25 protein-coding genes and 3 other annotated features are annotated in these 25,912 nt (G+C 37.8%); of the genes, 19 read left to right on the top strand and 6 right to left on the bottom strand.

The features are described from left to right. Nucleotides 1-9 precede the first annotated feature (9 nt). The 3 genes from NIZ91_12730 to NIZ91_12720 are packed head-to-tail and all read left to right on the top strand — an operon-like array spanning nucleotide 10 to nucleotide 2,010. Entirely contained in the window at nucleotides 10-306 is a 297-nt protein-coding gene (locus NIZ91_12730; GenBank protein ID USY53620.1) for a hypothetical protein, read from the top strand. A gap of 2 nt (nucleotides 307-308) precedes the next feature. Continuing rightward, nucleotides 309-1,601: a glutathionylspermidine synthase family protein gene (locus NIZ91_12725; GenBank protein USY53619.1), complete on the top strand. Its 1,293-nt coding sequence runs from the start codon at nucleotides 309-311 to the stop codon at nucleotides 1,599-1,601. Continuing rightward, complete coding sequence (locus NIZ91_12720; GenBank protein ID USY57163.1) at nucleotides 1,594-2,010, top strand: DUF350 domain-containing protein; 417 nt, start codon at nucleotides 1,594-1,596, stop codon at nucleotides 2,008-2,010. The genes NIZ91_12725 and NIZ91_12720 overlap by 8 nt, the downstream gene beginning before the upstream one ends. Nucleotides 2,011-2,060: 50 nt before the next feature. Here NIZ91_12720 and NIZ91_12715 read toward each other — a convergent pair whose 3' ends face one another. Further along, the gene (locus tag NIZ91_12715) at nucleotides 2,061-2,201 is read right to left on the bottom strand and encodes a hypothetical protein (GenBank protein USY53618.1); all 141 of its coding nucleotides are present in this window, start codon (nucleotides 2,199-2,201) and stop codon (nucleotides 2,061-2,063) included. A gap of 178 nt (nucleotides 2,202-2,379) precedes the next feature. On the opposite strand from NIZ91_12715, the gene NIZ91_12710 reads away from it, so the two are divergent. Continuing rightward, nucleotides 2,380-2,805 (top strand): hypothetical protein, encoded by a 426-nt coding sequence (locus tag NIZ91_12710; GenBank protein ID USY53617.1) that lies wholly within the window; start codon nucleotides 2,380-2,382, stop codon nucleotides 2,803-2,805. Nucleotides 2,806-2,829: 24 nt separating this feature from the next. On the opposite strand, the gene NIZ91_12705 is transcribed toward NIZ91_12710, so the two are convergent. After that, complete coding sequence (locus NIZ91_12705) at nucleotides 2,830-3,282, bottom strand: hypothetical protein (protein ID USY53616.1); 453 nt, start codon at nucleotides 3,280-3,282, stop codon at nucleotides 2,830-2,832. 182 nt (nucleotides 3,283-3,464) lie between these two features. Between NIZ91_12705 and NIZ91_12700 the strand changes: the two genes are divergently transcribed. Next, entirely contained in the window at nucleotides 3,465-4,802 is a 1,338-nt protein-coding gene (locus tag NIZ91_12700) for a sodium-dependent transporter (protein ID USY53615.1), read from the top strand. Nucleotides 4,803-5,109: 307 nt separating this feature from the next. Next, complete coding sequence (locus NIZ91_12695) at nucleotides 5,110-5,508, top strand: hypothetical protein (GenBank protein USY53614.1); 399 nt, start codon at nucleotides 5,110-5,112, stop codon at nucleotides 5,506-5,508. 63 nt (nucleotides 5,509-5,571) lie between these two features. Here NIZ91_12695 and NIZ91_12690 read toward each other — a convergent pair whose 3' ends face one another. Continuing rightward, on the bottom strand, nucleotides 5,572-7,269 hold the full coding sequence (locus NIZ91_12690; protein ID USY53613.1) for a catalase: 1,698 nt from the start codon (nucleotides 7,267-7,269) through the stop codon (nucleotides 5,572-5,574). A 425-nt stretch (nucleotides 7,270-7,694) separates the two neighbouring features. On the opposite strand from NIZ91_12690, the gene NIZ91_12685 reads away from it, so the two are divergent. Then, nucleotides 7,695-8,864, top strand: coding sequence for a peptidoglycan-binding protein (locus tag NIZ91_12685; protein ID USY53612.1), 1,170 nt, complete (start codon nucleotides 7,695-7,697; stop codon nucleotides 8,862-8,864). Between the two features lie 109 nt (nucleotides 8,865-8,973). Continuing rightward, nucleotides 8,974-9,285: an MTH1187 family thiamine-binding protein gene (locus tag NIZ91_12680; GenBank protein USY53611.1), complete on the top strand. Its 312-nt coding sequence runs from the start codon at nucleotides 8,974-8,976 to the stop codon at nucleotides 9,283-9,285. A gap of 34 nt (nucleotides 9,286-9,319) precedes the next feature. Here NIZ91_12680 and NIZ91_12675 read toward each other — a convergent pair whose 3' ends face one another. Further along, complete coding sequence (locus NIZ91_12675) at nucleotides 9,320-9,784, bottom strand: hypothetical protein (protein USY53610.1); 465 nt, start codon at nucleotides 9,782-9,784, stop codon at nucleotides 9,320-9,322. 103 nt (nucleotides 9,785-9,887) lie between these two features. After that, nucleotides 9,888-11,489, bottom strand: a complete 1,602-nt coding sequence (locus NIZ91_12670) for a PucR family transcriptional regulator ligand-binding domain-containing protein (GenBank protein ID USY53609.1) — start codon at nucleotides 11,487-11,489, stop codon at nucleotides 9,888-9,890. Between the two features lie 189 nt (nucleotides 11,490-11,678). On the opposite strand from NIZ91_12670, the gene NIZ91_12665 reads away from it, so the two are divergent. The 11 genes from NIZ91_12665 to NIZ91_12615 all read left to right on the top strand — a co-directional run bounded on the left by NIZ91_12665 (nucleotide 11,679) and on the right by NIZ91_12615 (nucleotide 24,337). Further along, nucleotides 11,679-13,067 (top strand): AbgT family transporter, encoded by a 1,389-nt coding sequence (locus NIZ91_12665; protein USY53608.1) that lies wholly within the window; start codon nucleotides 11,679-11,681, stop codon nucleotides 13,065-13,067. Nucleotides 13,068-13,160: 93 nt separating this feature from the next. Then, a complete protein-coding gene (gene allC, locus NIZ91_12660; GenBank protein ID USY53607.1) occupies nucleotides 13,161-14,411 on the top strand; it encodes an allantoate deiminase in 1,251 nt (416 codons plus the stop codon). 12 nt (nucleotides 14,412-14,423) lie between these two features. Then, nucleotides 14,424-15,665 carry an alanine--glyoxylate aminotransferase family protein gene (locus NIZ91_12655; protein ID USY53606.1) on the top strand — a complete coding sequence of 414 codons (1,242 nt, stop codon included), beginning with the start codon at nucleotides 14,424-14,426 and terminating at the stop codon, nucleotides 15,663-15,665. A 28-nt stretch (nucleotides 15,666-15,693) separates the two neighbouring features. Continuing rightward, nucleotides 15,694-17,307: a gamma-glutamyltransferase family protein gene (locus tag NIZ91_12650; protein ID USY53605.1), complete on the top strand. Its 1,614-nt coding sequence runs from the start codon at nucleotides 15,694-15,696 to the stop codon at nucleotides 17,305-17,307. A 33-nt stretch (nucleotides 17,308-17,340) separates the two neighbouring features. After that, complete coding sequence (locus tag NIZ91_12645; protein USY53604.1) at nucleotides 17,341-17,919, top strand: chromate transporter; 579 nt, start codon at nucleotides 17,341-17,343, stop codon at nucleotides 17,917-17,919. Continuing rightward, nucleotides 17,916-18,446, top strand: a complete 531-nt coding sequence (locus NIZ91_12640) for a chromate transporter (GenBank protein ID USY53603.1) — start codon at nucleotides 17,916-17,918, stop codon at nucleotides 18,444-18,446. The genes NIZ91_12645 and NIZ91_12640 overlap by 4 nt, the downstream gene beginning before the upstream one ends. A 266-nt stretch (nucleotides 18,447-18,712) precedes the next feature. Then, nucleotides 18,713-18,917: a binding site (T-box leader), on the top strand. A 69-nt stretch (nucleotides 18,918-18,986) separates the two neighbouring features. Then, nucleotides 18,987-19,191, top strand: a binding site (T-box leader). Nucleotides 19,192-19,284: 93 nt separating this feature from the next. Then, nucleotides 19,285-20,358 carry a bifunctional 3-deoxy-7-phosphoheptulonate synthase/chorismate mutase gene (locus tag NIZ91_12635; GenBank protein USY53602.1) on the top strand — a complete coding sequence of 358 codons (1,074 nt, stop codon included), beginning with the start codon at nucleotides 19,285-19,287 and terminating at the stop codon, nucleotides 20,356-20,358. A gap of 6 nt (nucleotides 20,359-20,364) precedes the next feature. Then, nucleotides 20,365-20,569: a binding site (T-box leader), on the top strand. A gap of 68 nt (nucleotides 20,570-20,637) precedes the next feature. Further along, nucleotides 20,638-21,804 (top strand): chorismate synthase, encoded by a 1,167-nt coding sequence (gene aroC, locus NIZ91_12630; protein USY53601.1) that lies wholly within the window; start codon nucleotides 20,638-20,640, stop codon nucleotides 21,802-21,804. A gap of 20 nt (nucleotides 21,805-21,824) precedes the next feature. After that, the gene (locus NIZ91_12625) at nucleotides 21,825-22,682 is read left to right on the top strand and encodes a prephenate dehydrogenase (protein USY53600.1); all 858 of its coding nucleotides are present in this window, start codon (nucleotides 21,825-21,827) and stop codon (nucleotides 22,680-22,682) included. A gap of 22 nt (nucleotides 22,683-22,704) precedes the next feature. Then, nucleotides 22,705-23,982 (top strand): 3-phosphoshikimate 1-carboxyvinyltransferase, encoded by a 1,278-nt coding sequence (gene aroA, locus NIZ91_12620; GenBank protein ID USY53599.1) that lies wholly within the window; start codon nucleotides 22,705-22,707, stop codon nucleotides 23,980-23,982. Between the two features lie 118 nt (nucleotides 23,983-24,100). Then, the gene (locus NIZ91_12615; GenBank protein ID USY53598.1) at nucleotides 24,101-24,337 is read left to right on the top strand and encodes a hypothetical protein; all 237 of its coding nucleotides are present in this window, start codon (nucleotides 24,101-24,103) and stop codon (nucleotides 24,335-24,337) included. Nucleotides 24,338-24,349: 12 nt separating this feature from the next. On the opposite strand, the gene NIZ91_12610 is transcribed toward NIZ91_12615, so the two are convergent. After that, a complete protein-coding gene (locus NIZ91_12610) occupies nucleotides 24,350-25,861 on the bottom strand; it encodes an FAD-dependent oxidoreductase (GenBank protein USY57162.1) in 1,512 nt (503 codons plus the stop codon). Nucleotides 25,862-25,912: the final 51 nt, after the last annotated feature.

Raw genomic sequence — 25,912 nt, 5'->3', positions numbered from 1 at the left:
GGAAGAAAGATGTCAAAAACACAAAAAATGATGGCTGGCGTTTTAACGACCGTAATGGTTACTTCACTCGTTGGCTGTGGGTCAAATCGCCCTCCTAAACCAAATGATGATAGCTGTAGAGATTGGGATTGGGATAAAGATACGCAAACCTATTACTGTGATAGCTCATCAAGTACAACTGGTGGAGGGCATTACTATCATAATGGGAAAACGTATAGTTCTAAAAAAGCCTTAACAAGTGACTCATCTTATAAATCCTATAAGTCTGGAATTGGGTCGGGAACCAAAGGCGGTTTCGGAGGATAAGCATGACCGATATACGCAAACAATTTTATGAAAATATTGAATCGTTTTGGCATGATTTATATGATGAAGAGTATGCTTTATACGATATAAAAGTGGAAAAAAAAGAAAAAATTATGCAGATTAAAACCGCTGCAGATCGAGTAGGGCATGTGTTTTTTAAAACAGCTCATCTGTTGCGAAAGCTTGACGATAAGACGTTGCAATCATTAGGATTTCCGAAAGAAGTGTTACCTTATATTCGGCTTCAGACTATGGAAATAGAAACTGTGATTTCTCGAATTGATTTCATTGTTAACGAATCTGGTATCAAAGTAATGGAATTGAATGCCGACACGCCTACTTTTATTAAAGAATTATTCCACGTGAACCGTCGTGTTTGCGAGCATTTTGGGTTACATGATCCTAATCTAAATGAAGAAGAACATTTATCTCGTGTGTTAACAGAAGCTATTTTTAAAGCTTATGAAGAACTTGGGAAGACGACGTATCCGCATGTTGTTTTTTCATCGCATAGTGACCATAAAGAAGATAAGTGGACAACAACATACTTAATGGAAAAAGCAAATGTAAAAGCAAGGTATGAACCGTTAGATAAGCTTAGAATTGTAGATGAGCCAATATATGAAAATGAAGAGCTGGTTTTAGAGCCAGGATTATATGATACACATGGGCAAAAAATTGATGTTCTGTATCGACAAACTTACCCCATTGAGCACTTAGTGAACGATAGAGATCCAGTTACAGATGAAGGCGTTGGTGAGATGCTTTTAAAGCTTGTAAAAGATAAGCAGCTCGCTATTATCAATCCATTATCTGCATTTTTACTGCAATCGAAAGCAGTTCAAGTTGTGATTTGGGGGCTACATGAGCAAAATCACTCATTTTTTACAAAAGAAGAGCATGAATGGATTTATACTTATTTCTTACCTACATATTTAGAAGAAGACATTTTTATACAGAATCAAATGGCTTATGTAAAAAAACCTTCGTTTGGCCGTGAGGGTGATACGGTTGAAATATATAAAGGTTCAGGTGAAAAAGTAGCTGAAGACGCTCAAAGAACGTATGAAGATGAAGTGCCTGTTTATCAACAATTCTTAGAACTTGACATAGCAGAAGTCGTCACTGAGAAAGGAAAGCAAACTGCGCACATTATGTACGGGTGTTTTTTATTAAACGGAAGGCCAAGTGCAGTTGGTATTCGAGCAGGAAATCAGATTACAGATAATGCATCGTATTACTTGCCAATTGGACTAAAAAATGAAAGTGAGGATAAAAAAAATGGCGTTGACTGAATGGATTGAATGGGGAAGTATTGGTAGCTTTCTAGCTCACGTAGTTGTAGGTTTACTTTTGTTGTTTATTGGAATCATCGTATTTGAATTAACAACAAAGTTCAATGACCGTGAACTTATTAGAAAAGGCAATCTGGCCGTTGCACTTAAGTTATGGGGAAAAGGAATTGGTCTTGCAATTGTTATCTATACCGTGTGGAGCAATAGTTTTAACTTAATTGATGCAGCTGTTTGGGGGATAGTAGGAATTGCAACACAGGTAATTGCTTATTGGATTATTGAATACATTATGACACCTAAAACAAACTTGGCAAAGAAAGTGGAAGAAGGTAATATTGCCGTTGGCTTTGCTTTGTTTGCTGCTGCAGTTGCCGTTGGCTTTATTGTTGCAGGAAGTTTAACTTATTAACTTCACTTAAAGTTTTAAAGGATGCAAAATAGACAAAGGCGATTCCTTAATTAAGGGGAATCGCTTTTTTGTATTTGGGATTGCTCTGCATCAAGAAGCTCTTTTGTGTGAGCTCGATCAGCTTGAACAATTCGTTGCTGCATATAAAAAGGAATCACAAACAGCAAAATAAATAAAAACAGATAGCCCATGTGCTTTCCTCCACTATTCAAAGTCTTGTATTTATTATGTGAAAAACTCATAAAAATAATTCTTTTGAGAAAGTATCATCCCGCATATATTTTTCTTACTTTGTTTCGCATAGTTTTGTACGCGAAACAAACACTAAATACAGCCTTTTATACTGAATAAAATAAAGAGGGTGAATAAATGAAAAAGAGATTTTTGTTGTTAAGCTTTACGATTATCCTATTAATTAGTTGTAGTCGTTCAAATGAAACAGCTAGGCCAAGCCTTTATCTAATTCCGGATGGATACAGAGGCTGGGTGGCGGTTGAATACGATAAAGATAATGGGCAGCCTACAGAAATGGAAGGAGATTATACAGTTTTTCATGTCGATAGAAACGGGAGAAGCCGAACAAAAACGTTGCTTACACATGAAGGTTGGGCTACTAATAAATATTATTATGTAAGCGACGGCGGCGAGAGAAAAGAGTTAAAACCAGGAAAAATGATTCATGGAGCAACGGAAGGTACTGAAAATACTAATTATACAATTGAATTTTTCTTTGTAGGAAGCGCAGATGAATTTGACAAAGCAGGCGATTACAGAAGGGAATATAAAACAAACTAAAAAGTAGTCAGCTATCGTTACTGGCTACTTTTTGGAATGAAAAACACTAAATTTGAGCTGTTCAATTTTAGCAAGCGCTTCTTTTTGATCTTCACTGCTTGTAACCCAGCTAGGAACGTAGACGTGGAATAAGTCAGGCTCAGGAATATGTCTTGGGTGGCCGACTTTAACATACGATTCAATGTATTGTAAGTGTTCTAAGTTATATGCCCATAGTAAATGATTTGGACAAGATGTTTTTAAATACAAAGGTAAGTTAAAAAAGGGATCGAACCCTTCTTTAATTTCAAAAGAAGTTTCCATTTTATGTGAAACCTTATCGTTATAGCCGCAGTTTGAGCATTTACACTGATGTAACCCATTAATATGGCTAACTGATGTGATGCGAGCACAAAGTTGACAGCTTGGGCATTGAACTAAAATAAAATTGTGAAACTTATATAAGCATTCTTTTTTGTTTTCTTGTTGATTTGTCATCACTTGTACCTCTAATTGTAAAACTTTTAGAAAAAGTAAGGAGTATTTTTACTTTAAACGTTTACTCTCTGTATTATTCATACCATAGCTTTTACAGGAAAACAATAAAAAACCTTTTCGGAACCAAAGTTGTGTGATATAGTATGACAAATCAGAAAAAATATAGAGAATGGTGAGATGAGATGAGTCAACAGGAACAATGGACATCAAAAATTGGCTTTATTTTAGCTTCGGCTGGTTCCGCTATCGGAATTGGAGCTATTTGGAAGCTTCCTTATGTAGCAGGAACAAGTGGGGGAGGAGCATTTTTTCTTCTATTTATTCTGTTTACAGCTATTATTGGTCTTCCTTTATTACTAGCAGAGTTCGTATTGGGACGTCATACCCAAAAAGAAGCGATTCGTGCTTATGACGCTGTAGCACCCAAATCCATGTGGAAGGGAATTGGCTATCTAGGAGTTATTACGTGTTTTATTTTGCTATCATTTTATAGCGTAGTTGGTGGATGGATTTTACAATACTTATTTGCTAGTGTAACAGGTGGTCTTAGTGGAGTGAAAGACTACAGTGAGTTATTTGGGAGCACAATTGCTAATCCGGTGAGCGCTGTAATTGCACAGTTCTTATTTTTACTTCTGACCATTATTGTAGTATCAAGAGGAATTCAAAACGGGATTGAAAAAGCAAATAACATTTTAATGCCTGCGCTGTTCGTGCTGTTTATAGCTATTATTATTCGCTCTTTAACGTTAGATGGCGCAATGGAAGGCGTGAAGTTTTTCCTTTATCCAGATTTTAAAAATCTAACGTCTGAAGCCATTTTATTTGCGATGGGTCAGGCATTCTTTTCATTAAGTGTGGGTGTTTCGGTAATGGTAACGTATAGCTCATACTTAACAAAGCAACAGAATTTGCCCAAGTCTGCAGTTTCTATTGCTGGTTTAAATATTGTTATATCTCTATTAGCCGGTCTTGCAATTTTCCCCGCAGTTTTTTCAATGGGAGGAGAGCCTGCAGAAGGACCTGGGCTACTATTTGTAGTTTTACCTACCATATTTGAACAACTTCCTTTTGGATTAGTATTCCAAACACTGTTTTTAGCGCTATTTTTATTTGCAACTTTAACATCGGCTTTCTCAATGCTTGAGATTATTGTGGCATCGTTAGCAAAAGGGAAATCTGGTAAGCGTGTTAAGTTGTCATGGATATCTGGAGTATTAATTTTCATTGTCGGTATACCATCAGCGCTGTCGTTTGGACCGTTAGCAGACGTAATGGTTTTTGGTAAATCAATTTTCGATGCTGCCGACTTTTTAGTAAGTAATATTTTAATGCCTTTAGGCTGCTTGCTTTTAGCACTGTTTGTACCTTGGAAGATGAAGAAAGCTGTCTTGATTCAAGAGTTTCAACAAGGTTCTAACAACGTGAAAAAGTGGTTTGCACTTTGGTTACTAGTAATTCGCTATGTAGCTCCTGTATTAATCATCATTGTATTTGTAAATATGTTAGGCTTTCTTTAATAAGTCGCGATAGAACGCTGTTTTGATGGCGTTCTTTTTGCTATGAATAAAAGGGGGATACGCAGGTGGTTAACTTCTTATATGAAATGTTTGTCGGAGCGGGAGTATTCGTTTTGGTGTTTGTTTTATTAATAATTGCTAGAGTTGCAGGGAGTAGAAAGAAGTAGGTGGTAACAAATTCTATTTGGATTTCAAAAAAAAATAGTACACGTTATTAGAAAATGTGGTAGTATAATATCCTATGAACATAATTAGACAATGTTCGCATGTATTGTGATGAAGCGTTTTTTTAGAAAGAGGGATCGTCTTGAGTGAGGAAGTTTTAGTCAAGATTCTATCTCAAGCGTATGAGCAAAACAAGACGTTACCAATTGTATCCTTAGCATCTTTCTTCGACGAAAGTAGTTTGCATTTTCGAATGAAAGCAAAGCTACCAATGGGTCTTACGTATCATACGCTTATGTCAATTCAGAATAAAACGTGTGTCCAAGATGTGTTAGTGGAAGTACTACAAGTCGATCATGTTAACAGTGATGGACCAGTTTCTGAATGTGTGTATATTTTAACAGATAGCACAGTAAAAGAGGTTGAACAGTGGGTTGCACCACTGCAGCCGGCAATGGTGTGCGAAGGATATTTATATGGCGAACCGTACAATGCGCCACAGCTAAAACATGACTACCGCGTGTTTGCTGTCAAATGGTAATACCGTTTCGATTAAAAAAGACACCCTACTACTAGGGTGTCTTTTTTTTTAGCTTAAATATGATTAATAGGGGTGAGCATCGTGCCCTTTTTGCTCAGCTTCTTGCACAGCATCAGAAGCCTTATTACTACCTAAAGGAGAACCCCCTTCAGCTGGAAATTCACCAAATGATGGAGTGATTTCAGATCCAGCTTCCATATCATAGGTGCCGTCATCGTTCATCGTAAAGCCAATACCAGCTGCCACTTGTCGACCATAGTCTTTGTCGCACTTTGTCAAAAGCTCAATCATACGCTGTTGAATCTGTTGATGACAAGGCTTAAGTCCGTCTACAAGGTTTTGGATTAAATCTTTACGCTCCCATTCTTCGAGTAAACGATAGCGCTCACCAGCTTGTTTAAAATCATTTGTACGTTCAATTTTTTCTTTTTTAAGATGCCCCTCTACTTTAGGTTGATGAGGCTTAGGTCTGTCTGTTGCTTCTTTTAGACCACCTAATAGCGAAGGTTCATAGTTAACATGAGGATTTTGGCTTGGAGCTTCATCCACATGGTAAGCCATTTGACCGTCTCGCTGATTTGTTGCTACATGTTTTTTGGGCGCATTAATTGGAAGCTGTAAATAATTCGCACCAACCCGATGACGCTGAGTATCTGAGTAGGAGAACGTTCTACCTTGAAGCATTTTGTCATCAGAGAAGTCAAGGCCATCTACTAATACACCAGTTCCGAACGACACTTGCTCCGTTTCAGCAAATACATTTTTGGGGTTTTTATTAAGAACCATTTTGCCTACAGGCAGAAATGGAAATTGATCTTCAGGCCAAATCTTTGTATCATCTAAAGGATCAAAATCCAGTTCGGGATGCTCGCCATCCTCCATTATTTGCATACAAAGTTCCCATTCTGGATAATCTCCCTTTTCAATTGCTTCATATAAATCTTGCGTAGCGTGACTAATATTCTTTGCCTGAATAGCTTCTGCTTCGCTTTGAGTAAGATTTTTAATACCTTGTTTTGGCTCCCAGTGATATTTAACTAAAAAGGCATCACCATTTTTATTTACCCATTTATATGTATTAACTCCTGAGCCCTGCATTTGACGGTAATTAGCTGGAATACCCCATGGAGAAAACAAAAAGGTAATCATATGCATTGATTCAGGCGTTTGACAAATGAAATCGAAAATTCGTTCCGTATCTTGTCTGTTAGTTACAGGGTCTGGTTTAAATGAGTGGATAAGGTCTGGGAATTTAATTGCATCGCGGATGAAAAAGATTTTTAAGTTATTTCCAACCAAGTCCCAATTTCCATCCTCAGTGTAAAATTTAACGGCAAAGCCTCGAGGGTCACGCATCGTTTCTGGAGAATCTTTTCCATGAGTAACAGTAGAAAAACGTACAAATACAGGAGTTTGTTTACCTGCTCCTGAAAAAACCTTTGCACGCGTGTAGTTCTCTACAGGTTCGTTACCTACTTTTCCGTATGTTTCAAAGTACCCGTGAGCACCGGTTCCTCTAGCGTGAACTACACGCTCTGGTATGCGCTCTCTATCGAAATGGGCCAGCTTTTCAATTAGTTGATAGTTCTCTAAAGTAGCAGGGCCGCGATTTCCGACTGTGCGACTGTTTTGATTATCACGAATGGGGTGTCCTTGACGTGTTGTTAATGTCTGTTCATTTTCACCTTCAGTAAATCGTTTATCTTCAGAATCACCAGCTCCACTTACGTTCGTACCGTGAATCCCGTCTTTGTTAGACATTTACGTATTCCTCCAATCAACTTAAGTAACTACAGTACACTATTTTTTTCCATGTTTTATCATTTTATGCATTCTACTTCACCTCAAAAGGTGCATAAACGAAAAAAAAACAAAAAAGTTTCAGATTTTGTGAAAAATACGACGAACTATACAAAAAAATAATTGAAATATAAACATAATGTTAAAGGTGATTTTAGAACCAACCTTACCCTCTAAAAAGGAATTTAAATGTTAAATAAAGTTAATTAAATATATCTATATACTTATGTAGTGCTAAAAATGTCATTCTCTAGACACAGAAATGGAAGAAAAATGTCGGTTCTTGTAACAAAAATGTAATATTAGTGATGTTATTTTGTAATACAGTGTTGTTACAATGTAAACGTCTTAGATTAGTAGATTATGACAATGGAGGAACCTTTTCTATGAAAAAGTTAATATATTCTTTAGCATTATGTGGATCTTTAACAGTAGTACCAACAATTAGTGAAGCGGCATTAGGCGACACAACTTTACGTCCAGGAATGAGTAATTCAGATGTAAAACAATTACAACAACAATTAAAAAACAAGGGTTATTTTACATACGGAACAACTACAAATTATTATGGGACAATTACAAAGAGCGCAGTTATGAATTTTCAGCGTGCGAACGGATTAGCAGCAGATGGGATTGCTGGTAAGAACACATTTAATAAACTGCTGGGAAGCAGCTCTAGCACATCGAACACATCTAGCACATTATTACGTGTTGGTTCTAAAGGTGCAGCTGTTCAATCATTACAGCAGCAGTTAAAAAACAAGGGTTATTTCAAGGGAAATACTACTCAATATTTCGGTTCAGTTACAAAAAATGCAGTTATGGCTTTTCAACGTGCGAATGGTCTGTCAGTAGATGGAATTGCGGGACCAGCTACGCTTAACAAATTGAAAAGTGGTGGGACTAGCGCTGGTTCAGGCTCAACTTCAACAGGTACGTCATCTGTTTTACGTCAGGGTATGTCTGGATCGTCAGTAAGTAGCTTGCAACAAAAATTAAAAAATAAAGGCTATTTCTCTGCAAACGTAACGGGATACTATGGCTCAATCACAACAAGCGCAGTTCGTTCATTCCAACGTGCAAATGGCTTATCAGCAGATGGAATCGCAGGACCAGCTACAATGAGTAAGTTAGGTTCTAGCTCAAGTTCAAATAACACTACATCTAATCCAAGTGTTAGTACACCATCAAGTTCTAGTGCATCACAAGTAATTTCATACGGTAAACGTTTCATTGGAACACCATACGTATGGGGAGGAACTTCTCCGAGTGGGTTTGACTGTAGTGGGTTCTTAAACTATGTATATCGTAACGCTGCAGGAGTTAGTTTACCTCGTACAGTTGCGAGTATTTACAGTACAGGAACGCGTGTTAGCACACCAAGTCCTGGAGATATTGTATTTTTTGAAACGTATCAGCCAGGTGCAAGCCATGCGGGAATTTACTTAGGTGGAGGTCAATTCCTTCATGCATCATCATCTAAAGGTGTTATGATTAGCTCTATGAGCAACTCATACTGGCAGCCTCGTTATTTAGGTGCAAAACGTTATCTATAAGTTTTAAAAGGGGATGATATACTCTCCCCTTTTTTGGCATTGAAACAAGATAAGTATGACTCTTGTTTCTTTTTGGTATGATAAATATGAAAAAGGAGGAAGAAGTACTATGGCGATTATAGATTTAACGATTATACCGGTAGGGACTAAAACACCCAGTGTCAGTCAATACGTAGCAGATATTCAGAAAGTATTGGAAAAACATAAAGAGGAAGTAGAATACCAGTTAACTCCGATGAATACGCTTATTGAAGGTGAACTAAGTCTCTTGTTGAAGATTGTTCAAGAATTACATGAAGTTCCGTTTGAAAATGGGATTGAGAGAGTCTGTACCAATTTGCGTATCGATGATCGACGAGATAAAAAACATACAATGGCCGGTAAACTAAAGGCTGTTGAATTAAAAATGAACCAAAACTAGCAGCTAGTAGTAGCTGCTAGTTTTTTGTTGTTATTTACGGAGAAGTCGATGATAAAGAGTATGTATTTATTTCATCATGGCAAAGAAACTTCGTTAATTGAGAGCCGTTAAAGATAAAGGAATACGCTGGTTCGGCTTTTTCTTCTTGGGAAAATAAAATAGAAGTTTTAGTAGCTGCTTGAAGTAACTGTACATTTAAAATATCAGGATTAGGTAAGTCAGTATAATATAGGAGAAAATCCTTTGAATAAATTAATAAAGACTCCGGATTTCCAGGTTTCATAGCGTGATCTTCCCAAATGTTTAGTTCTTTTATTTCTTGTGTTTTGGCATTAAATATGATGTTGATCGCTTCTTCCGTATGCTCAGGGTTGTTCCAGGAAAAAATATACATAGATTTTGAATCGTTGGTATATTCTACGGATACTTGTAGTACCCAATGTGTAGGAATGTTAATAATACGGTTTGCTTTATCAATAAGCTGTTTCCGCTCACTCATATGAATACCCCTTTCAACTCTAGTAGTTCTCTCTTTTATATACGATAAACATAATGAAAAAGTTTCAAAAAAGAAGCTCTTACATGTATGTAAGAGCTCTTTTCTAAATAAAGTTAGAGTGTAAGTGCGTGTGAATTTGAAATGCAATTCGTAGTCGGAGCGTTTCTTCCGGTGTATGAATTGATTTTCCTAATATTTCTTCACACTTTTCAATTCGATAAATAACGGTGTTTCTATGAATAAATAGTTGTTTAGCTGTTTCGGATATTTGGCAATTTAAATTTAGATAAGTAGATAATGTATCTAACAAAATAGATTGATCTTTCCGGTCGTAATGAAGAAGCCCTTCTAGCGCTTTTTCGTGATATTCTTCTAAGTCTGCTGAGGGAATAAGCCTTAAAAGTTCTCGGAATTGTTTTGGTTGATAAAACTGAATATTAGCTGCTTGATCGGTAGTTTGAATATTTTCAAGTGCTTCAATCGCTTCCTGATATGAATCTATCACGGTTAATAGCGTCTGGCTTTGATTTCCTATTCCAAAGCATAAATTTTGTTTATAATGTCTCTTTACAACCTTTTGAATAAGGATAAGCTGGTTGGCGATAAATTGGTGTTTGTCATAACTGTCAGGGAAAAATAAAATGACGTAGCGATTATCCTGTGTAAATAATAAGCTTGGAATAGGTTGTTTTAATAATTCGTACTCGATGAGCTCGTAAATCATTTCGCTATCTGTGTATGTATAGTGTTGTGGTGGTATTTTTCCAACCGCACAAATGTACTTTTTATCAGGAGAGAGTCCGATCTGCTTTCCATGATAAGTGGCTTCATCTATATTTTTGAAGTGTTCATGGGTTAATTGATGAAAATATTCATTTTTCTTTCGGCGCTCAGCTTCTTTTAAGGCATGTTGACGCATCATTTCAAAAGAAAGGACATTTGCTGCTTGTTCAATTGTTAATAATGATGAATCGTTTGGCAACATGCTGCGATAAATAACTAGAAAGTTGTTCTTATGTGTATGTGTCGGAATTAAGAATAAGCTTAATTCTTGTTTGGTTTTTGTGACAGAAAACGTAGTGTAACTAGCTTTGAGATGAAAAAAATTATTTATCTGAACAGATATTTTTTCTAAAGAAAATAATTCTTTTTCTTCTTTTTTTTCAGTGTGAAACAATAAATTTCCGTGAGGGTCAAATAGCCCAACTGGAGCGTCGCATAACGTTTGAAGCGAATGTAATATTTTTTCAACACCGTTTCCTTGTAGAATGTACGAAGAAAAGAGTTGATGAGTCATCATTGCTTGTTGAAGGTCGCTTGTCTTTTTATCTAAGATAAAGCTTAAAGATTCGTTGATGATGGAGCCCAGTGCTTCGTCTGTTTGTAGATCGATAATAGGGAAGTTTAGCTTCTCTGCAAGTTCACAAATAGATGAAGGTACCTGTTCGAAGAATCGCTTTGTTTTTATCGCTAGACCTGCACACTGTTTTTTGGCCATTCCCTCTACTAATTGTAATAAGTTTTCCTCTTTTTCTTTAAAGTGATAGCCTGTTGTAACGAGCAGTTCTCCCTCTTTTAGAAACGTCAAAATATCTGGAGCGTCCATCATGTTGATATTTTGCACGGTTCTTGTTAGGCCGTTTTTTCCAGCTACAACAGATGCGCTAGCATACGGTCTACTGCTTAATAGTGTTTGTAACTCCATATTCCCACCCCTTGTTATGAAAAGTCACATAAAATATTGACATACTCTTATTTTAAACCATAAGTTAGTTAAAATAAATAAAAAATTCAGAAAAAAATGTACGAAAAGTAGATGAAACCAGATGTTTTCTTTTGTAAGATATTTTATATAACGTAACATGTTATGAAATATAACAAAAGGAGGGGTTGGATGTCTCAACCAATTTTAAAAGAACATTCATTAAAAGAGGTAAAGAAAAAAAGGGAGTTCCCCCATATTTATTTCATGCTAGCTATTATTATTGGTGTGATGACTATTGCTACATATTTAATTCCAGCAGGAACATATGACCGGGTTCAAGGAGACGATGGGAGAGAAATGATTGATCCAACTTCTTATACGGAATTGGAATCAAGCCCTGTAAGTTTGCTAGGTATGCTAAAAGCTGTTCCACAAGGCATGGTTGAAGCGGCTCCAGTAATTTTCTTTACATTTGTAATTGGAGGAGTATTTGTAACACTTCGATCAGCAGGTGTAATTGAACTTGGGGTTGGAAAGATTGCAATGAGCTTCTCTCATAAGCCTAAGCTACTAATATCAGTATTTATGTTTACTTTTGCATTAATAGCCTGCTTTATTGGAACGCCTGAATTAGCCATTGTCTATGTCCCAGTAATTATGCCACTTATGCTGTCCCTGGGGTATGACCGAGTCACAGCTGCAGCCATTTCATTATGTGGTACCATCGCTGGTTTTACAGCGGCTCTTACAAATCCCTTTACAGTAGGAACAGCACAGATGGTTGCTGGCCTTCCCTTATACTCAGGCATGATTTATCGAATAATTTGCTTTCTCATTATCATTATAATTGGTATAGCTTATGTCATGAGGTATGCAGAAAAAACTCGTACTAAGCCAAAGGATGCTATCAAATCACACACTTTAAAGAGTAATGTTACAAATAGACAAAAGGTTGCTGGCATTGTAACGGCTCTGTTTTTTATAGGAATGATTGCAGGCGTTATTTTGTATCGTTGGGATATGGTGACACTAGGGGGCTATTTTATTGCAATGGGAATTATTCCTGCTTTAATTGTAGGAATGGGTTCTAAAGAAATCGCTGAATCATTTAACGAGGGGTTTCGAGATGTTTTAGTGGGTGCAATGGTTTGTGGAATTGCTAGAGCCGTAGCTGTTGTGATGAACGAAGGTCAAATCATGGATACAATTGTATATGGGATTTCTACTGTTATTTCACAACTTCCTGAAAGTGTTACCGTAATAGGAATGCTAATTACGCAAAGTTTATTTAATTTCTTTGTACCAAGTGGGAGTGGGCAAGCACTTATTATGATGCCAATTATGGCGCCGTTAGCAGACTTAGTAGGTATTACGAGACAAACAGCTATTCTAGCTTTTCAGTTTGGAGACGGCTTTTCCAATATCTTGTTCCCTACATCAGGATACTTTATGGCTACGCTAGCGATTGCTGGAGTAGGGTGGAATCGCTGGGTGAAATTTATTCTTCCACTTTTCCTACTGTGGATGAGTGCTGGGGCTATACTGTTAGTTGTAGCAAACTTAATTGGGTGGTATTAGTTATATTAGCTAAAAAAACGCCTTTTTTTTGGAGAATTTGTCAATGAAAATTACTTTTAGATTCCGTAAAATGAAAAGAAAGAGGTGGGAAAGATGGTTGCTGAAATGAAGGGGAAATCAAAGCTCTGCTTACAAGTTGAAAAAGATCTTCAGTGGCTTTCTCAATTTGGAGCAGATACTAAAAAAGGTGTTACGCGCTTACTATATTCACCAGAATGGTACGCTGCTCAAGAAGCATTAAAAGAGAAAATGACGCAAAATCAATTAACTGCTTACTATGATGATGTTGGTAATCTTTATGGAAGGCTTCAAGGGATAGAAGAGGAGCATAAAACAATTTTAGTCGGATCACACGTAGATACAGTTGTATATGGAGGTAAATATGACGGAGCGTTTGGAATTATCGCAGGTCTTATAGCGGTAGAGTACTTACGAGAAACGCACGGAATGCCGAAACAATCAATTGAAGTAGTGTCTCTCTGTGAAGAAGAAGGAAGTCGCTTTCCTTTAACCTATTGGGGTTCTGGCAACATCGTTGGATTGTATAATTCTGAAAATATAAGTCAAGAGATTAAAGATCGAGAAAACATTCCGTTAAAGAAAGCGATGGAACGATATCAATTTGGAAAAGGACACTACAAAAAACCGTTCAGAAAAGATATTTCACATTTTATTGAGCTACATATTGAGCAAGGCGAGCAGCTTGAAAAAAAGCAGCTTGATATCGGAGTTGTATCAAGTATTGCAGGACAAAAAAGATTTACTGTAACCGTACAAGGAGAGAGCAATCATGCTGGAACAACACCGATGACTCATCGCAAAGACGCTTTAGCAGCAAGTTGTCGTTTCATTACCGCTCTCTTAGACATGAGTGAAAAATATGGAGAGAAGTTATACACGACGGTGGGAAAGCTGGATGTTTCACCTAACGTGCCAAACGTCATACCTGGAAAAGTCAGCTTTAGCATTGATATTAGGCATGGTGAAGATGGCGTCTTAGACAAAGTTGAAGATGAGATGAATGTGATACTAAAAGAAGTTGGTATAAATGCAGGTGTAACAACGGAAATTCATCGTTGGATGAATGAAAAACCCGTACAAATGGATAATTATTTATCTGAAATTTCTAAAAATATTTCCGAGGAAAAGAACATTTCATACATGAAAATGGTGAGTGGGGCTGGCCATGATTCACAAGTGTTTGGAAGAAAATTACCCACTTGTTTATTGTTTGTACCAAGTGAAAATGGAATTAGTCATTCACCTAAAGAATACACAAGCGCTGAGCAGCTTGAGAAAGGAATTCAGGTATTAATTGAGTTACTTTACAAATTAGCCTACTAGGAGGATGTTAAGATGCTAAATAAAAAACCACTAAATGCTCCACCAAGAACAATCATGACACCTGGACCTGTAGAAGCAGACCCTAGGGTACTAAGAGCGCTTGGAACACCCATTCTCGGTCAATTCGATCCTGCATTTACAACCATTATGAACGAGACTATGGAAATGCTGCGAGAGTTGTTCCAAACTAAAAATAAATGGGCATTTCCAATTGATGGAACGTCAAGAGCTGGTCTTGAAGCGGTATTAGCAAGTATTATTGAACCAGGAGATACAGTATTCGTGCCTATTTTTGGGCGTTTTGGTCACTTATTAACAGAGATTTCCGAGCGCTATGGAGCAGTCGTTCACAATATTGAATGCGAATGGGGAAGCGTATTTGAGCCAGAACAAGTTATTCGTGAGATTAAGAGAACAAACCCTAAAATAGTAGCTATGGTTCATGGTGAAACATCAACAGGCCGAGTTCAATCGTTAAAAGAAATTGGGAAAGCTTGCCGAGAAAACGATGCTTTATTTGTTGTTGATGCTGTTGCCACAATTGGTGGTATAGATGTCAAAGTAGATGATTGGTATATTGATGCACTTATTGCCGGAACCCAAAAGTGTGTATCCGTACCTTCGGGAATGGCGCCAATCACTTATAATGAACGAGTAGAACGTCATATTATTCAACGGAAAAAAGTGGAGAAAGGAATTGCTACAGAAGCGGATAATGCCATAAGAACAAGACCGAATATTATCAGTAACTATTTTGACTTAAGTCAACTGCAGGATTATTGGAGTGAACGTCGTCTGAATCATCATACAGAGGCAACTTCTATGTTATATGCTCTTCATGAAGGAGTTCGGATCTTGCTTGAAGAAGGTTTAGATAGGAGGTTTGCTCGCCATCAATTACATGAAAAAGCACTTGTTGCAGGTATTAAAGCGATGGGGCTATCGCTGTTTGGTGATGAGATTTCAAAGCTAACAACCGTGACCTGCGTTATGATTCCAAATGGTATTAATGGAGAAGATGTTCGCAGTACATTATTAGATCAGTTTAGAATTGAAATAGCAAGCTCATTTGGTCCTCTTCACGGTAAGATTTGGAGAATAGGTACAATGGGGTATAGTTGCCGACAAGATAACGTTCTATATACGCTTGCAGGTCTTGAAGCAGTCTTACTGAGAAAAGGAGCTTTAATTAATGCAGGGAAAGCCTTACAAGCTGCTTTAGATGTTTATGAGAGTGAATTGGTTAATGTGTGAAAATAGATCATTTTAAGGAGTGGGAGAAATGAATGAATTTTTTTTAACACATCCATACGCTTCACAAAGAATGTGTACATTTGGAAAAAATGGGATGGTTGCAACAAGTCAGCCCTTAGCAGCTCAGGCAGGTTTAGATATGCTAAAAAAGGGAGGAAACGCAGTTGATGCTGCAATTGCAACAGCAGCTTGCTTAACGGTAGTTGAGCCAACATCAAATGGAATCGGGGGAGATGCGTTTGCTCTTGTATGGGTTAATGATGAATTACATGGGTTGAATGCTAGTGGTCATGCTCCTCAATCACTTTCAATGGAAGCGTTAAAAGAAAGAGGTATTACAGGTGAAATGCCTGAATATGGTTTAACACCCGTAACCGTACCCGGTGCTCCTAGCGCTTGGGCTGCTCTGTCAAAACGATTTGGAAAGCTTCCTTTAACAGAAGTACTGCAGCCTGCAATCACATATGCACAGGAAGGGTTCCCTGTATCTCCGATTTTAGGTTACAATTGGAATGTTGCATATGAAAAGTTTAAAGAAGAATTAAAAGGGGAAGAGTTTGCTGGTTGGTTTGAAACATTTGCTCCAAATGGCAGGCCACCAAGGATTGGTGAAATCTGGTCATCCAGTAGTCATGCAGATACGCTTATTGAGATTGCGGAAACGGAAGCTGAATCATTTTACCGAGGAAGAATTGCTGAAAAAATTGATGCATTTTCTAAAGTTCATGGGGGCTTTATTCGAAAAGAGGATTTGGCAGCTTTTCAACCTGAATGGGTTAAGCCAATTTCAGTGTCTTATCGCGGGTATGATGTTTGGGAGATTCCACCAAATGGTCAAGGCTTAATTGCTCTTTTAGCACTAAATACCTTAAAAGGCTATGAGTTTAAAGCTAAAGATTCAGTCGATACGTATCACAAGCAAATTGAAGCGATGAAATTAGCCTTTGCAGATGGAAAGAAATTTATTACAGATTCTAAGCATATGAAGATTGCTGTAGAAGATTTGTTAAACGATGAATATGCTGATGAGCGTCGAGCTTTAATCGGTGAACATGCAAGGTTACCAGAGGCTGGTCAGCCGCTTCACAGTGGAACCGTCTACTTAGCAACTGCTGATGACGAAGGAAACATGGTTTCTTTTATTCAAAGTAATTATAAGGGCTTTGGCTCGGGCGTAGTTGTTCCTGGAACAGGAATTGCTCTTCAGAACCGAGGTCATAATTTTTCACTCGATAAGGATCACGATAATCGACTAGAGCCAGGCAAAAGAACATATCATACTATTATCCCAGGATTTTTAACAAAAGATAATCAAGCAGTTGGTCCATTTGGTGTAATGGGGGCATTCATGCAGCCTCAAGGTCATGTTCAAGTAATTATGAATATGATTGATTTTGATTTGAATCCTCAAGCCTCACTAGATGCACCAAGATGGCAATGGATTAATGATAAAACAGTTCTTGTAGAAAAAGAAATGCCAAGTTATATTGTGGAAGCTCTAGAGAGAAAGGGACATGATGTTCAAGTAGCCACAAGCCGTCATTCATTTGGTAGAGGGCAAATCATTCGCAGAGATCCTCAAACAGGGGTATTGTTTGGAGGAACGGAGTCCCGAACAGATGGAGCCGTTCTAACGTACTAAGGATAGATTACAACAAAGAAAGGAGCGTATAAAATGCAGCAATTACATATTTTTATCGCGTTTTTTCGCTCGGGTATGCTTGGCTACGGAGGTGGTCCGTCCGCTATTCCACTTGTTAAAAAAGAGGTTGTTGATACATACAAGTGGATGGATAGCGATGAATTTGGTGACGTATTAGCAATTGCTAATACGCTACCTGGTCCTATTGCAACAAAGTTAGCTGGTTATATCGGATATCAGGTTGGTGGAGTATTAGGCATGATTAATGCGTTAATTGCGGCAGTAGCGCCAACTGTCTTGCTTATGGTTCTCCTTTTAACAACACTTACACAGTTTAAAGACCAGGCATGGGTAATGGGAATGACTAAAGCCGTTGTACCTGTAGTTGGCGTTATGTTAGCTGTTATGACGTGGGATTTCTTGAAAAAATCTACTGGTGGCTTAGGTTGGACGAAAGCTATTTTATTGGCATTGGTAAGTTTGATACTGATGGAGTTTATTCATGTTCACCCAGCAATTATTATTATTTTATTAATGGTTGCAGCATGGATTCCCGTTAAAAGAAAGCAAGAAGAAAAAGAAGTTCAGGAACAAAAGAGGGAAACTGTATGATTTATTGGCAATTGTTTATGGCTTTTTTTGTATCAAATATTTTAGGTTATGGAGGGGGACCGGCATCAATTCCATTAATTCAAAAAGAAGTTGTTGACCGCTACGGCTGGTTAACGGTTAATGAGTTTAGTGAAATGTTGGCAATTGGTAATGCATTACCGGGCCCAATAGCAACAAAAATGGCAGGTTTTATTGGCTATCAAGAAGCAGGTATCCTAGGAGCGTTTGTTTCATTATTAGCTACAATTGCTCCTTCTGTCATACTCTTAGTTGTCTTGTTGCGGATCTTGTATAAGTACAAGGATTCACCAAACGTAAAGAAAATGACAAATTTTATTCGTCCCGTTATTGCTGTTCTACTTGGAGTTATGGCTTATGATTTCTTTTCAAGTTCCTATGTAGATTCAGGGATATGGCAGACGTTATTTTTAATTATTGCAAGTTTTGTACTAATGGAGAAGCTACGTGTTCATCCAGCGATTGTTATTGTAGGTGCTCTGGCCTATGGTGCTATTTTTCTTGCTTAAGCTAGGCCTCACATTTGAGGTCTTTTTTTTATAGGTGAATGATAAAAAACAGTATTATTTATAAAAAAAATAAGTTTATTGAAAGCGTTTTATATGCTTGTGTTTCAATGGTTTAAGGAATTGTATGGAAAAAAGAATGGGAGAGATTTTGAAAAAAAATCTAAAAAAGTATTGACGATTTAGATAAAACCATTCATAATACAAATCAACATCACACAACATCATCTAAACGTTAAGACAAACGTTTAAACACACATACATAGTTATATTGAGCGTTGATAGGAGCAATAGTAGAAAAGGTTTCCCTGTTTCAGAGAGCTGACGGTCGGTGCGAGTCAGAACAAAAACCATTCGAAGTACATTCCTTGAGCATCTTTTCTTAGTAGGAAAAGACGGCATAGCCGTTATCGTAATGAAGAGGCAAGTAAATGCTTGCAACTAGGGTGGTACCGCGATTAATTCGTCCCTACTGACCTTACCTTGAGGGTGAGATCAGTAGGGACTTTTTGTATTTACTGCCCTATCGAAAATTAAATAATGAAAAAAGCGATGAAAAGAGCATAGTAGCAACGTGTTTCCCTGTTTCAGAGAGCTGACGGTCGGTGCGAGTCAGAACAAAAACTAGTTGTGAATTACATTCTTGGAGCTTACTTTTGCATAGCAAAAGCGGCATAGCCGTTATCATAATGAAGAGGCAAGCATCTGCTTGCAATTAGGGTGGTACCGCGATCAATTCGTCCCTACTGACACAATCAGTAGGGACTTTTTGTATATTCCGCACTCAGCGGACCTGTAGTAAGTTACTAAAAAACATACAAAATCTAGGAGGGTTTTAACAATGACAAAAACTTTAGAGCAATTACGTGGACAAATCGATCAATTAAATTTAGAAATTTTAGAATTATTAAATAAACGTGGTGAGATTGCAAAAGAAATTGGAGAATTAAAAGGTACACAAGGTGTGAAACGTTTTGATCCAGTTCGTGAGCGTGAATCGTTAAATCACATTTTAGCAAATCATAACGGACCATTTGAAGCATCAACAATTCAACATATTTTCAAAGAAATTTTCAAGGCAAGCTTAGAGCTTCAAGAAGATGACCATAGAAAAGCACTTCTTGTATCTCGTAAAAAGAAATCTGAGGATACAGTAGTCGATGTGAACGGAACGAAAGTTGGAGATGGAAACTTACAGTTCGTTATGGGACCATGCGCAGTAGAAAGCTACGAGCAGGTAAAGCAAGTTGGTTTAGCTTTAAAAGAACAAGGCATTACGCTAATGCGTGGAGGTGCATTTAAGCCTCGTACATCACCATACGATTTCCAAGGTTTAGGTGTAGAAGGTTTACAAATCTTACGTAAAGTTGGAGATGAGTTAGGTCTTCAAATTATTAGTGAAATTGTTTCACCACAAGATATTGAAACAGCATTAGAGTACGTAGACGTAATTCAAATTGGTGCACGTAACATGCAAAACTTTGAATTATTAAAAGCAGCAGGTTCAGTTGACAAGCCAATCTTACTAAAACGTGGCTTAGCGGCAACAATTGAAGAATTCATTAACGCAGCTGAATACATCATGTCTCGTGGAAATGGCAACATCATCCTTTGTGAGCGCGGAATCCGTACATACGAGCGTGCTACTCGTAACACATTAGATATCTCAGCAGTACCAATCTTAAAGCAAGAAACGCACTTACCGGTTGTTGTAGATGTAACACATTCAACAGGACGTAAAGACTTATTGTTACCTTGTGCAAAAGCTGCAATTGCAATTGGTGCAGATGCGGTTATGGCTGAAGTTCATCCAGATCCAGCTGTAGCGTTATCAGATTCAGCACAACAAATGAACATTCCTGAATTCCACGACTTCATGGAAGAATTAAAGGGTGCAGCAGTTAAGTTATCATAATTATATAGCGATGCAATGAAAGGACTCTAGTAGCGAGCATCTTCCTGTTATAGAGAGCTGATGGTTGGTGTAAATCAGTACAAAGGTGCGAGTGAAGTACACTCCTTGAGCACTCTGTAAAGAGCGGTCGACTGATCGTTAAACAATGAAGGTGGTAAGTACAAATAGCTTGCAACTAGGGTGGTATCGCGAGAATAAGCTCGTCCCTATCTTAAAAGAGGGGCGAGCTTATTTTATTAGGTGAAAAGATTGAATTTTACAAATTGGAGGATGGAAACGATGAGATACTTAACAGCAGGAGAGTCACATGGTCCACAATTAACAGCAATTGTTGAAGGGGTACCAGCGGGGCTTGAATTAACGGCAGAACATATTAATGAAGATTTGGCTAGAAGACAAAAAGGCCATGGACGTGGTCGTCGCATGCAAATTGAAACAGACCGCGTTCAAATTGTAGGTGGAGTTAGGCACGGTGCTACTTTAGGTTCACCGATTGCGCTTGTAGTAGAAAATAAGGATTTTACGCACTGGAGAAATATTATGGGAGCGGACCCTGTGGATGAAGATGCGGAAGTGAAGCGTCAAATTACAAAACCAAGACCAGGACATGCAGATTTAAACGGTGCAATTAAATACGGACACCGTGACATGAGAAACGTTTTAGAACGTTCATCTGCTCGTGAAACAACAGTTCGCGTTGCAACAGGAGCAGTGGCAAAGCAGATTTTAAAAGCTGTTGGGGTTAATATCGCATGTCATGTTTTAGAAATTGGCGGTGTCAAAGCGGAGCAAACATCATACCAATCTTTAAGAGATCTACAAGAAAAAACAGAAGCATCACCCGTGCGTTGTTTGGATGAAGAAGCTGGACAAAAGATGATGAAAGCAATTGATGAAGCAAAAGAAAACGGTGATAGCATTGGCGGTGTAGTAGAAGTAGTGGTAGAAGGGATGCCAACAGCGGTTGGAAGCTATGTGCACTATGACCGCAAGCTAGATTCAAAACTTGCAGCAGCCATTATGAGCATAAATGCTTTTAAGGGTGTAGAAATTGGTGTTGGGTTTGAAGCAGCACGCAAGCCAGGAAGTGAAGTACATGATGAAATTTTATGGAGTGAAGAACAAGGTTACACGCGTAAAACAAACAATGCAGGCGGATTAGAAGGTGGTATGACTACTGGAATGCCAATCGTTGTGCGAGGCGTAATGAAGCCAATTCCAACGTTATATAAACCGCTTCAAAGCGTAGATATTGATACAAAAGAACCGTTTGCAGCAAGCATTGAACGCTCTGATAGTTGTGCAGTTCCAGCAGCCGCTGTTGTAGCTGAATCAGTTATTGCATGGGAATTAGCTTCGGCTATTGTGGAACAGTTTGGTTCAGATCGTATTAATTTGTTGCAACAAAATATTAATGAGCATCGAAAGCATGCAGCGCAATTTTAACATATGAAGGAGAATGAAAGGTGAAAAAACGTGTATTACTAATTGGTGTTGGTCTTATCGGAGGTTCACTGGCACTTTCTATTAAAAAGAATGAAAATGTGCATATTGTGGGAGCAGATATTAATATAGAAGAAATGCGAGTAGCAATGATGCATTCAGTCATTGATGAACAAGCAGATGATGTAAAAAAAGCAGCTGAAATGGCAGATTATATTATTTTAGCAACGCCGGTAGAAGAGACAGCTAATTGGATACACGTTCTTTCAAAGTGGACATTGAAACAAAATGTTGTTATAACAGATGTTGGAAGCACTAAAGCAGCAGTAATGGAAGCAGCATTTTTGTTAAAAGAAAAAGGAGTAACCTTCATTGGTGGACATCCAATGGCTGGGTCTCATCAAAGTGGTGCAAGTAATGCACGAGCAGATCTATTTTATGAAGCTCGCTATATGTTAACCCCTTTTGAAGACGAAAATCCACAAAAGATAGATGCGCTTATGCAGTTACTTGCGCCAACGCAAGCTCACTTTGTTTTTATAGATGCGATTACACATGACCAGGTAACAGGAGTTATCAGTCATTTACCTCATGTAATTGCAACGAGCCTTGTTCGTCAAGTGAAAGGGTACTCAGCAAAGAATACCCTTATCACTGAGATGGCAGCAGGTGGATTTCGAGATCTTACGCGGATTGCGTCAAGTAGCCCACACATGTGGAGAGATATCTTAAAACAAAATCGTTACACGCTGTTAGCGCTTTTGGATGATTGGATGAAAGAAATGGAGCAAGTGAAGAGCTTGCTTGAAAAGGGAGATAGTCATGAATTATTTCATTACTTTTCAGATGCTAAACAGTTCAGAGATTCCCTACACGTATAAACTATTATAAAGGAGAATGAACATGAAACTTCAAGGATTAAACGGGACAATTCAAGTTCCAGGTGATAAATCAATTTCACATCGATCTGTAATGTTTGGATCAATTGCAGAAGGAACAACAACCATCTCTGGGTTCCTGCCGGGTGATGATTGCCTTAGTACCATCTCTTGCTTCCGTAAATTAGGCGTCGAAATTGAAGTTGTAAATGAAGAAACAGTTATTGTAAAAGGTCGTGGCATTAAAGGATTACAAGAGCCCACTGAAGTATTAGATGTTGGAAATTCAGGAACAACGATTCGTTTAATAATGGGGATTTTATCAAATACAGCACACCATCATACGCTGATAGGAGATGAGTCTATCGCAAAGCGCCCAATGAAGCGAGTGACAGATCCTTTACGTAGCATGGGAATTCAATTAGATGGACGTGAAGAAGGCAATTTTACTCCTCTTGCTCTAAGAGGGGGAAATGTAAAAGGAATTACATATAAATCCCCAGTAGCTAGTGCACAGGTAAAATCAGCAATTTTATTAGCTGGCCTGCAAGCGGAAGGTGTTACAACTGTTATTGAGCCAGAGAAGTCAAGAGACCATACGGAGCGTATGCTAGAAGCTTTTGGTGTTCAAGTGAAAGAAGAAGGCTTATCTGTTTCAATTGAAGGCGGTCAAACGTTAACAGGTACGCATATTGAAGTACCTGGCGACATCTCCTCAGCTGCGTTCTTCTTAGTGGCAGGGTCCATTATTTCAAACAGTCAAATTGAATTAAAAAAGGTTGGTATGAATCCAACTCGAACAGGAATTTTAGATGTATTACTTAATATGGGTGCGTCTATTGAAGAAAAGGATCTAAATACAGATGTAGCAGAACCTTTTGCGAATTTAGTTGTAAAGTCAGCACCTTTAAAAGGCACTGAAGTAGGAGGGGACCTTATTCCTCGTTTAATTGATGAAATTCCAATTATCGCACTAGCTGCAACTCAGGCTCAAGGAACAACAGTTATTAAAGATGCAGCTGAATTAAAAGTGAAAGAAACAAATCGAATTGACACGGTCGTTAATGAGCTAAATAAAATGGGTGCTAATATTGAGGCAACGGAAGATGGAATGATTATTCATGGAGGAACGCCATTGCATGGTGCAAGCGTAGATAGTCATGGAGATCACCGTATTGGCATGATGCTAGCAGTTGCTTCTTGTATCGCAGAAGGTGAAACAATCATTAAAAACCGCGAAGCAGTATCGGTATCATACCCATCATTCTTTGCTCACCTAGATAAGCTTAAAGGAAGTAAATAAACGGATAAAAACTAGGCGGAAAGATTGGTATTTTATATTTAAATTGAATATACCTAGGCTTTCTTTTAACTATCTTATATAATGGAAGAAAGTACGAAAGAGAATTTGGTGAATTACAATGTTTTTAACGTTTGTCTATATTGGAGGAATTTTATTCTTTCTAAAGGTCTTGAAAGATAGAGATTTTATTTGGCTATTATTTTTATTGCCGTTTAGCTTTTTTGTTTTATTTTACGAAACAAGCTATTTTAACCATATTCCAGTTTGGGGCAAGCTTGTCTTTTTTACTTCTTCCTTTTTAATGATGTATGCAATGATTTTAGTCTATAATCGATTCTTTCGGAAAGAAGCATAAAGAAAGCACACGTTACTGTGTGCTTTCTTCTTCGTCATTTAGATTAATGGCTTTTAGGTGCGTTTTAGCTGGACCCTCTATGACTGTACCATCATAAGAAAAGCGAGATCCATGACATGGACAATCCCATGTGCTATCTCCAGCATTCCAGTTTACTTCGCAACCTAAATGTGTACAAGTAGTATCAACACAATGAATTTTTCCACTTTCATCTTTGTAGGCACCTGCTCGTTTACTGTTTACATAAATGATATTTCCTTCTCCTTTTTCTAGCTGTTCGACTGATTTTTTTGGTAAATCAAGCTTTCCACGAATAAAGTGATCAGCAACATCTAAATTTTGACGTAAGAAGTAGCGGATACTTGGGTCAGCATGAAAACGAGAAGGTTTATATACTTCTTCATACGGATTTTTTCGTTGCATAATAAGGTCTGTAATAAGTTGCGCTGCTACTGTTCCGTGTGTCATTCCCCATTTTTTAAACCCTGTTGCAATAAAGATGTTTTCTTTCTTTTCTTTTAATTTACCAATATAAGGGATTTTATCGATTGTAATTAAATCTTGAGCTGACCATCGATATGGATAAGAAAGAACGTTAAAGTTTTCTTCTGCAAATCGCTGTAACGATTGGTAGTGATATTCTGTATTTATTCCCTGTCCGGTTTTATGACCTTCGCCACCAATTAAAACAACTTCTTCGCCGTTTAAAGTAGCTGAACGCAATGAGTGTGTTGGCTGATCTGCTCCTAAATACATGCCGCCAGGAAATTTCTGCTCAGTTTTTGCTGCTAATACGTAAGATCGCTTGGCATACATACGAGTGAAGAACAAGCCTGCTCCATCATAAAAAGGAAAATGTGTACAAATTGCAACGTGCTTACATGAAATTCGATGACCATCCCTCGTAATGACAGTAGGGGACGTACCTTCTTCGATATCATTTGCCACCGTGTTTTCAAAAATCACTCCGCCTTTTTCTACAAACTGTTTAGCAAGGTAAACTAAATATTGAAGCGGGTGAAACTGAGCTTGATTTTTCATAATCGTTGCGGCGCGAATATCAAACTGAAACGGAAGTGATGTTTTAAAGTCACACGGAATGTTAAGCTTTTCATACGCACGAAATTCTTTATGTATTCGATGGTCAAATTCTAATGTAGCACCGTATAAGTATGCGTCTTGAGTTGAAAACTGACAATCAATGTTTTCTTTTTCAATTAAACCTTTCATAAATTGTAGAGCACTATTATTTGCTTCATAATAAAGCTTTGTTTGCTCCACACCAATATGTCCAATCAGTTCATCATAAATGACGTCATGTTGAGCAGTGATTTTTGCTGTTGTATGACCAGTTGTTCCGTTTAAAATTTCATTAGCTTCTAGAAGAGCCACGTTTAACCCTTCGCTTTGCAACAAATAGGCCGTCGTGATTCCCGTAATCCCACCACCAACTACTACCACATCTACCTTGCGATTTTCTTGTAATTTGTTGCCTTTTGGGAGGTTAACTTCCTCTCTCCACATTGGCTCTGCTTTTTTTGGAATATCCAACACTATCGCCACCTTTTCTTTGTA

Source organism: Bacillus sp. 1780r2a1 (assembly GCA_024134725.1).
In the GTDB taxonomy this organism is placed as follows: Bacteria; Bacillota; Bacilli; order Bacillales; family Bacillaceae_H; genus Priestia; species Priestia aryabhattai_A.
The sequence above is the reverse complement of the archived record's forward strand: the minus strand, read 5'-3'. Positions and strand labels throughout refer to the sequence as shown.

Excerpts from the sequence above, each read along its gene's own strand:
- NIZ91_12730 (USY53620.1), top strand. The coding sequence starts at position 10 with ATGTCAAAAACACAAAAAATGATGGCTGGCGTTTTAACGACCGTAATG.
- NIZ91_12725 (USY53619.1), top strand. The coding sequence starts at position 309 with ATGACCGATATACGCAAACAATTTTATGAAAATATTGAATCGTTTTGG.
- NIZ91_12715 (USY53618.1), bottom strand. The coding sequence starts at position 2,201 with ATGGGCTATCTGTTTTTATTTATTTTGCTGTTTGTGATTCCTTTTTAT.
- NIZ91_12710 (USY53617.1), top strand. The coding sequence starts at position 2,380 with ATGAAAAAGAGATTTTTGTTGTTAAGCTTTACGATTATCCTATTAATT.
- NIZ91_12705 (USY53616.1), bottom strand. The coding sequence starts at position 3,282 with ATGACAAATCAACAAGAAAACAAAAAAGAATGCTTATATAAGTTTCAC.
- NIZ91_12700 (USY53615.1), top strand. The coding sequence starts at position 3,465 with ATGAGTCAACAGGAACAATGGACATCAAAAATTGGCTTTATTTTAGCT.
- NIZ91_12690 (USY53613.1), bottom strand. The coding sequence starts at position 7,269 with ATGTCTAACAAAGACGGGATTCACGGTACGAACGTAAGTGGAGCTGGT.
- NIZ91_12685 (USY53612.1), top strand. The coding sequence starts at position 7,695 with ATGAAAAAGTTAATATATTCTTTAGCATTATGTGGATCTTTAACAGTA.
- NIZ91_12680 (USY53611.1), top strand. The coding sequence starts at position 8,974 with ATGGCGATTATAGATTTAACGATTATACCGGTAGGGACTAAAACACCC.
- NIZ91_12675 (USY53610.1), bottom strand. The coding sequence starts at position 9,784 with ATGAGTGAGCGGAAACAGCTTATTGATAAAGCAAACCGTATTATTAAC.
- NIZ91_12670 (USY53609.1), bottom strand. The coding sequence starts at position 11,489 with ATGGAGTTACAAACACTATTAAGCAGTAGACCGTATGCTAGCGCATCT.
- NIZ91_12665 (USY53608.1), top strand. The coding sequence starts at position 11,679 with ATGTCTCAACCAATTTTAAAAGAACATTCATTAAAAGAGGTAAAGAAA.
- allC (USY53607.1), top strand. The coding sequence starts at position 13,161 with ATGGTTGCTGAAATGAAGGGGAAATCAAAGCTCTGCTTACAAGTTGAA.
- NIZ91_12655 (USY53606.1), top strand. The coding sequence starts at position 14,424 with ATGCTAAATAAAAAACCACTAAATGCTCCACCAAGAACAATCATGACA.
- NIZ91_12650 (USY53605.1), top strand. The coding sequence starts at position 15,694 with ATGAATGAATTTTTTTTAACACATCCATACGCTTCACAAAGAATGTGT.
- NIZ91_12645 (USY53604.1), top strand. The coding sequence starts at position 17,341 with ATGCAGCAATTACATATTTTTATCGCGTTTTTTCGCTCGGGTATGCTT.
- NIZ91_12640 (USY53603.1), top strand. The coding sequence starts at position 17,916 with ATGATTTATTGGCAATTGTTTATGGCTTTTTTTGTATCAAATATTTTA.
- NIZ91_12635 (USY53602.1), top strand. The coding sequence starts at position 19,285 with ATGACAAAAACTTTAGAGCAATTACGTGGACAAATCGATCAATTAAAT.
- aroC (USY53601.1), top strand. The coding sequence starts at position 20,638 with ATGAGATACTTAACAGCAGGAGAGTCACATGGTCCACAATTAACAGCA.
- aroA (USY53599.1), top strand. The coding sequence starts at position 22,705 with ATGAAACTTCAAGGATTAAACGGGACAATTCAAGTTCCAGGTGATAAA.
- NIZ91_12615 (USY53598.1), top strand. The coding sequence starts at position 24,101 with ATGTTTTTAACGTTTGTCTATATTGGAGGAATTTTATTCTTTCTAAAG.
- NIZ91_12610 (USY57162.1), bottom strand. The coding sequence starts at position 25,861 with ATGTGGAGAGAGGAAGTTAACCTCCCAAAAGGCAACAAATTACAAGAA.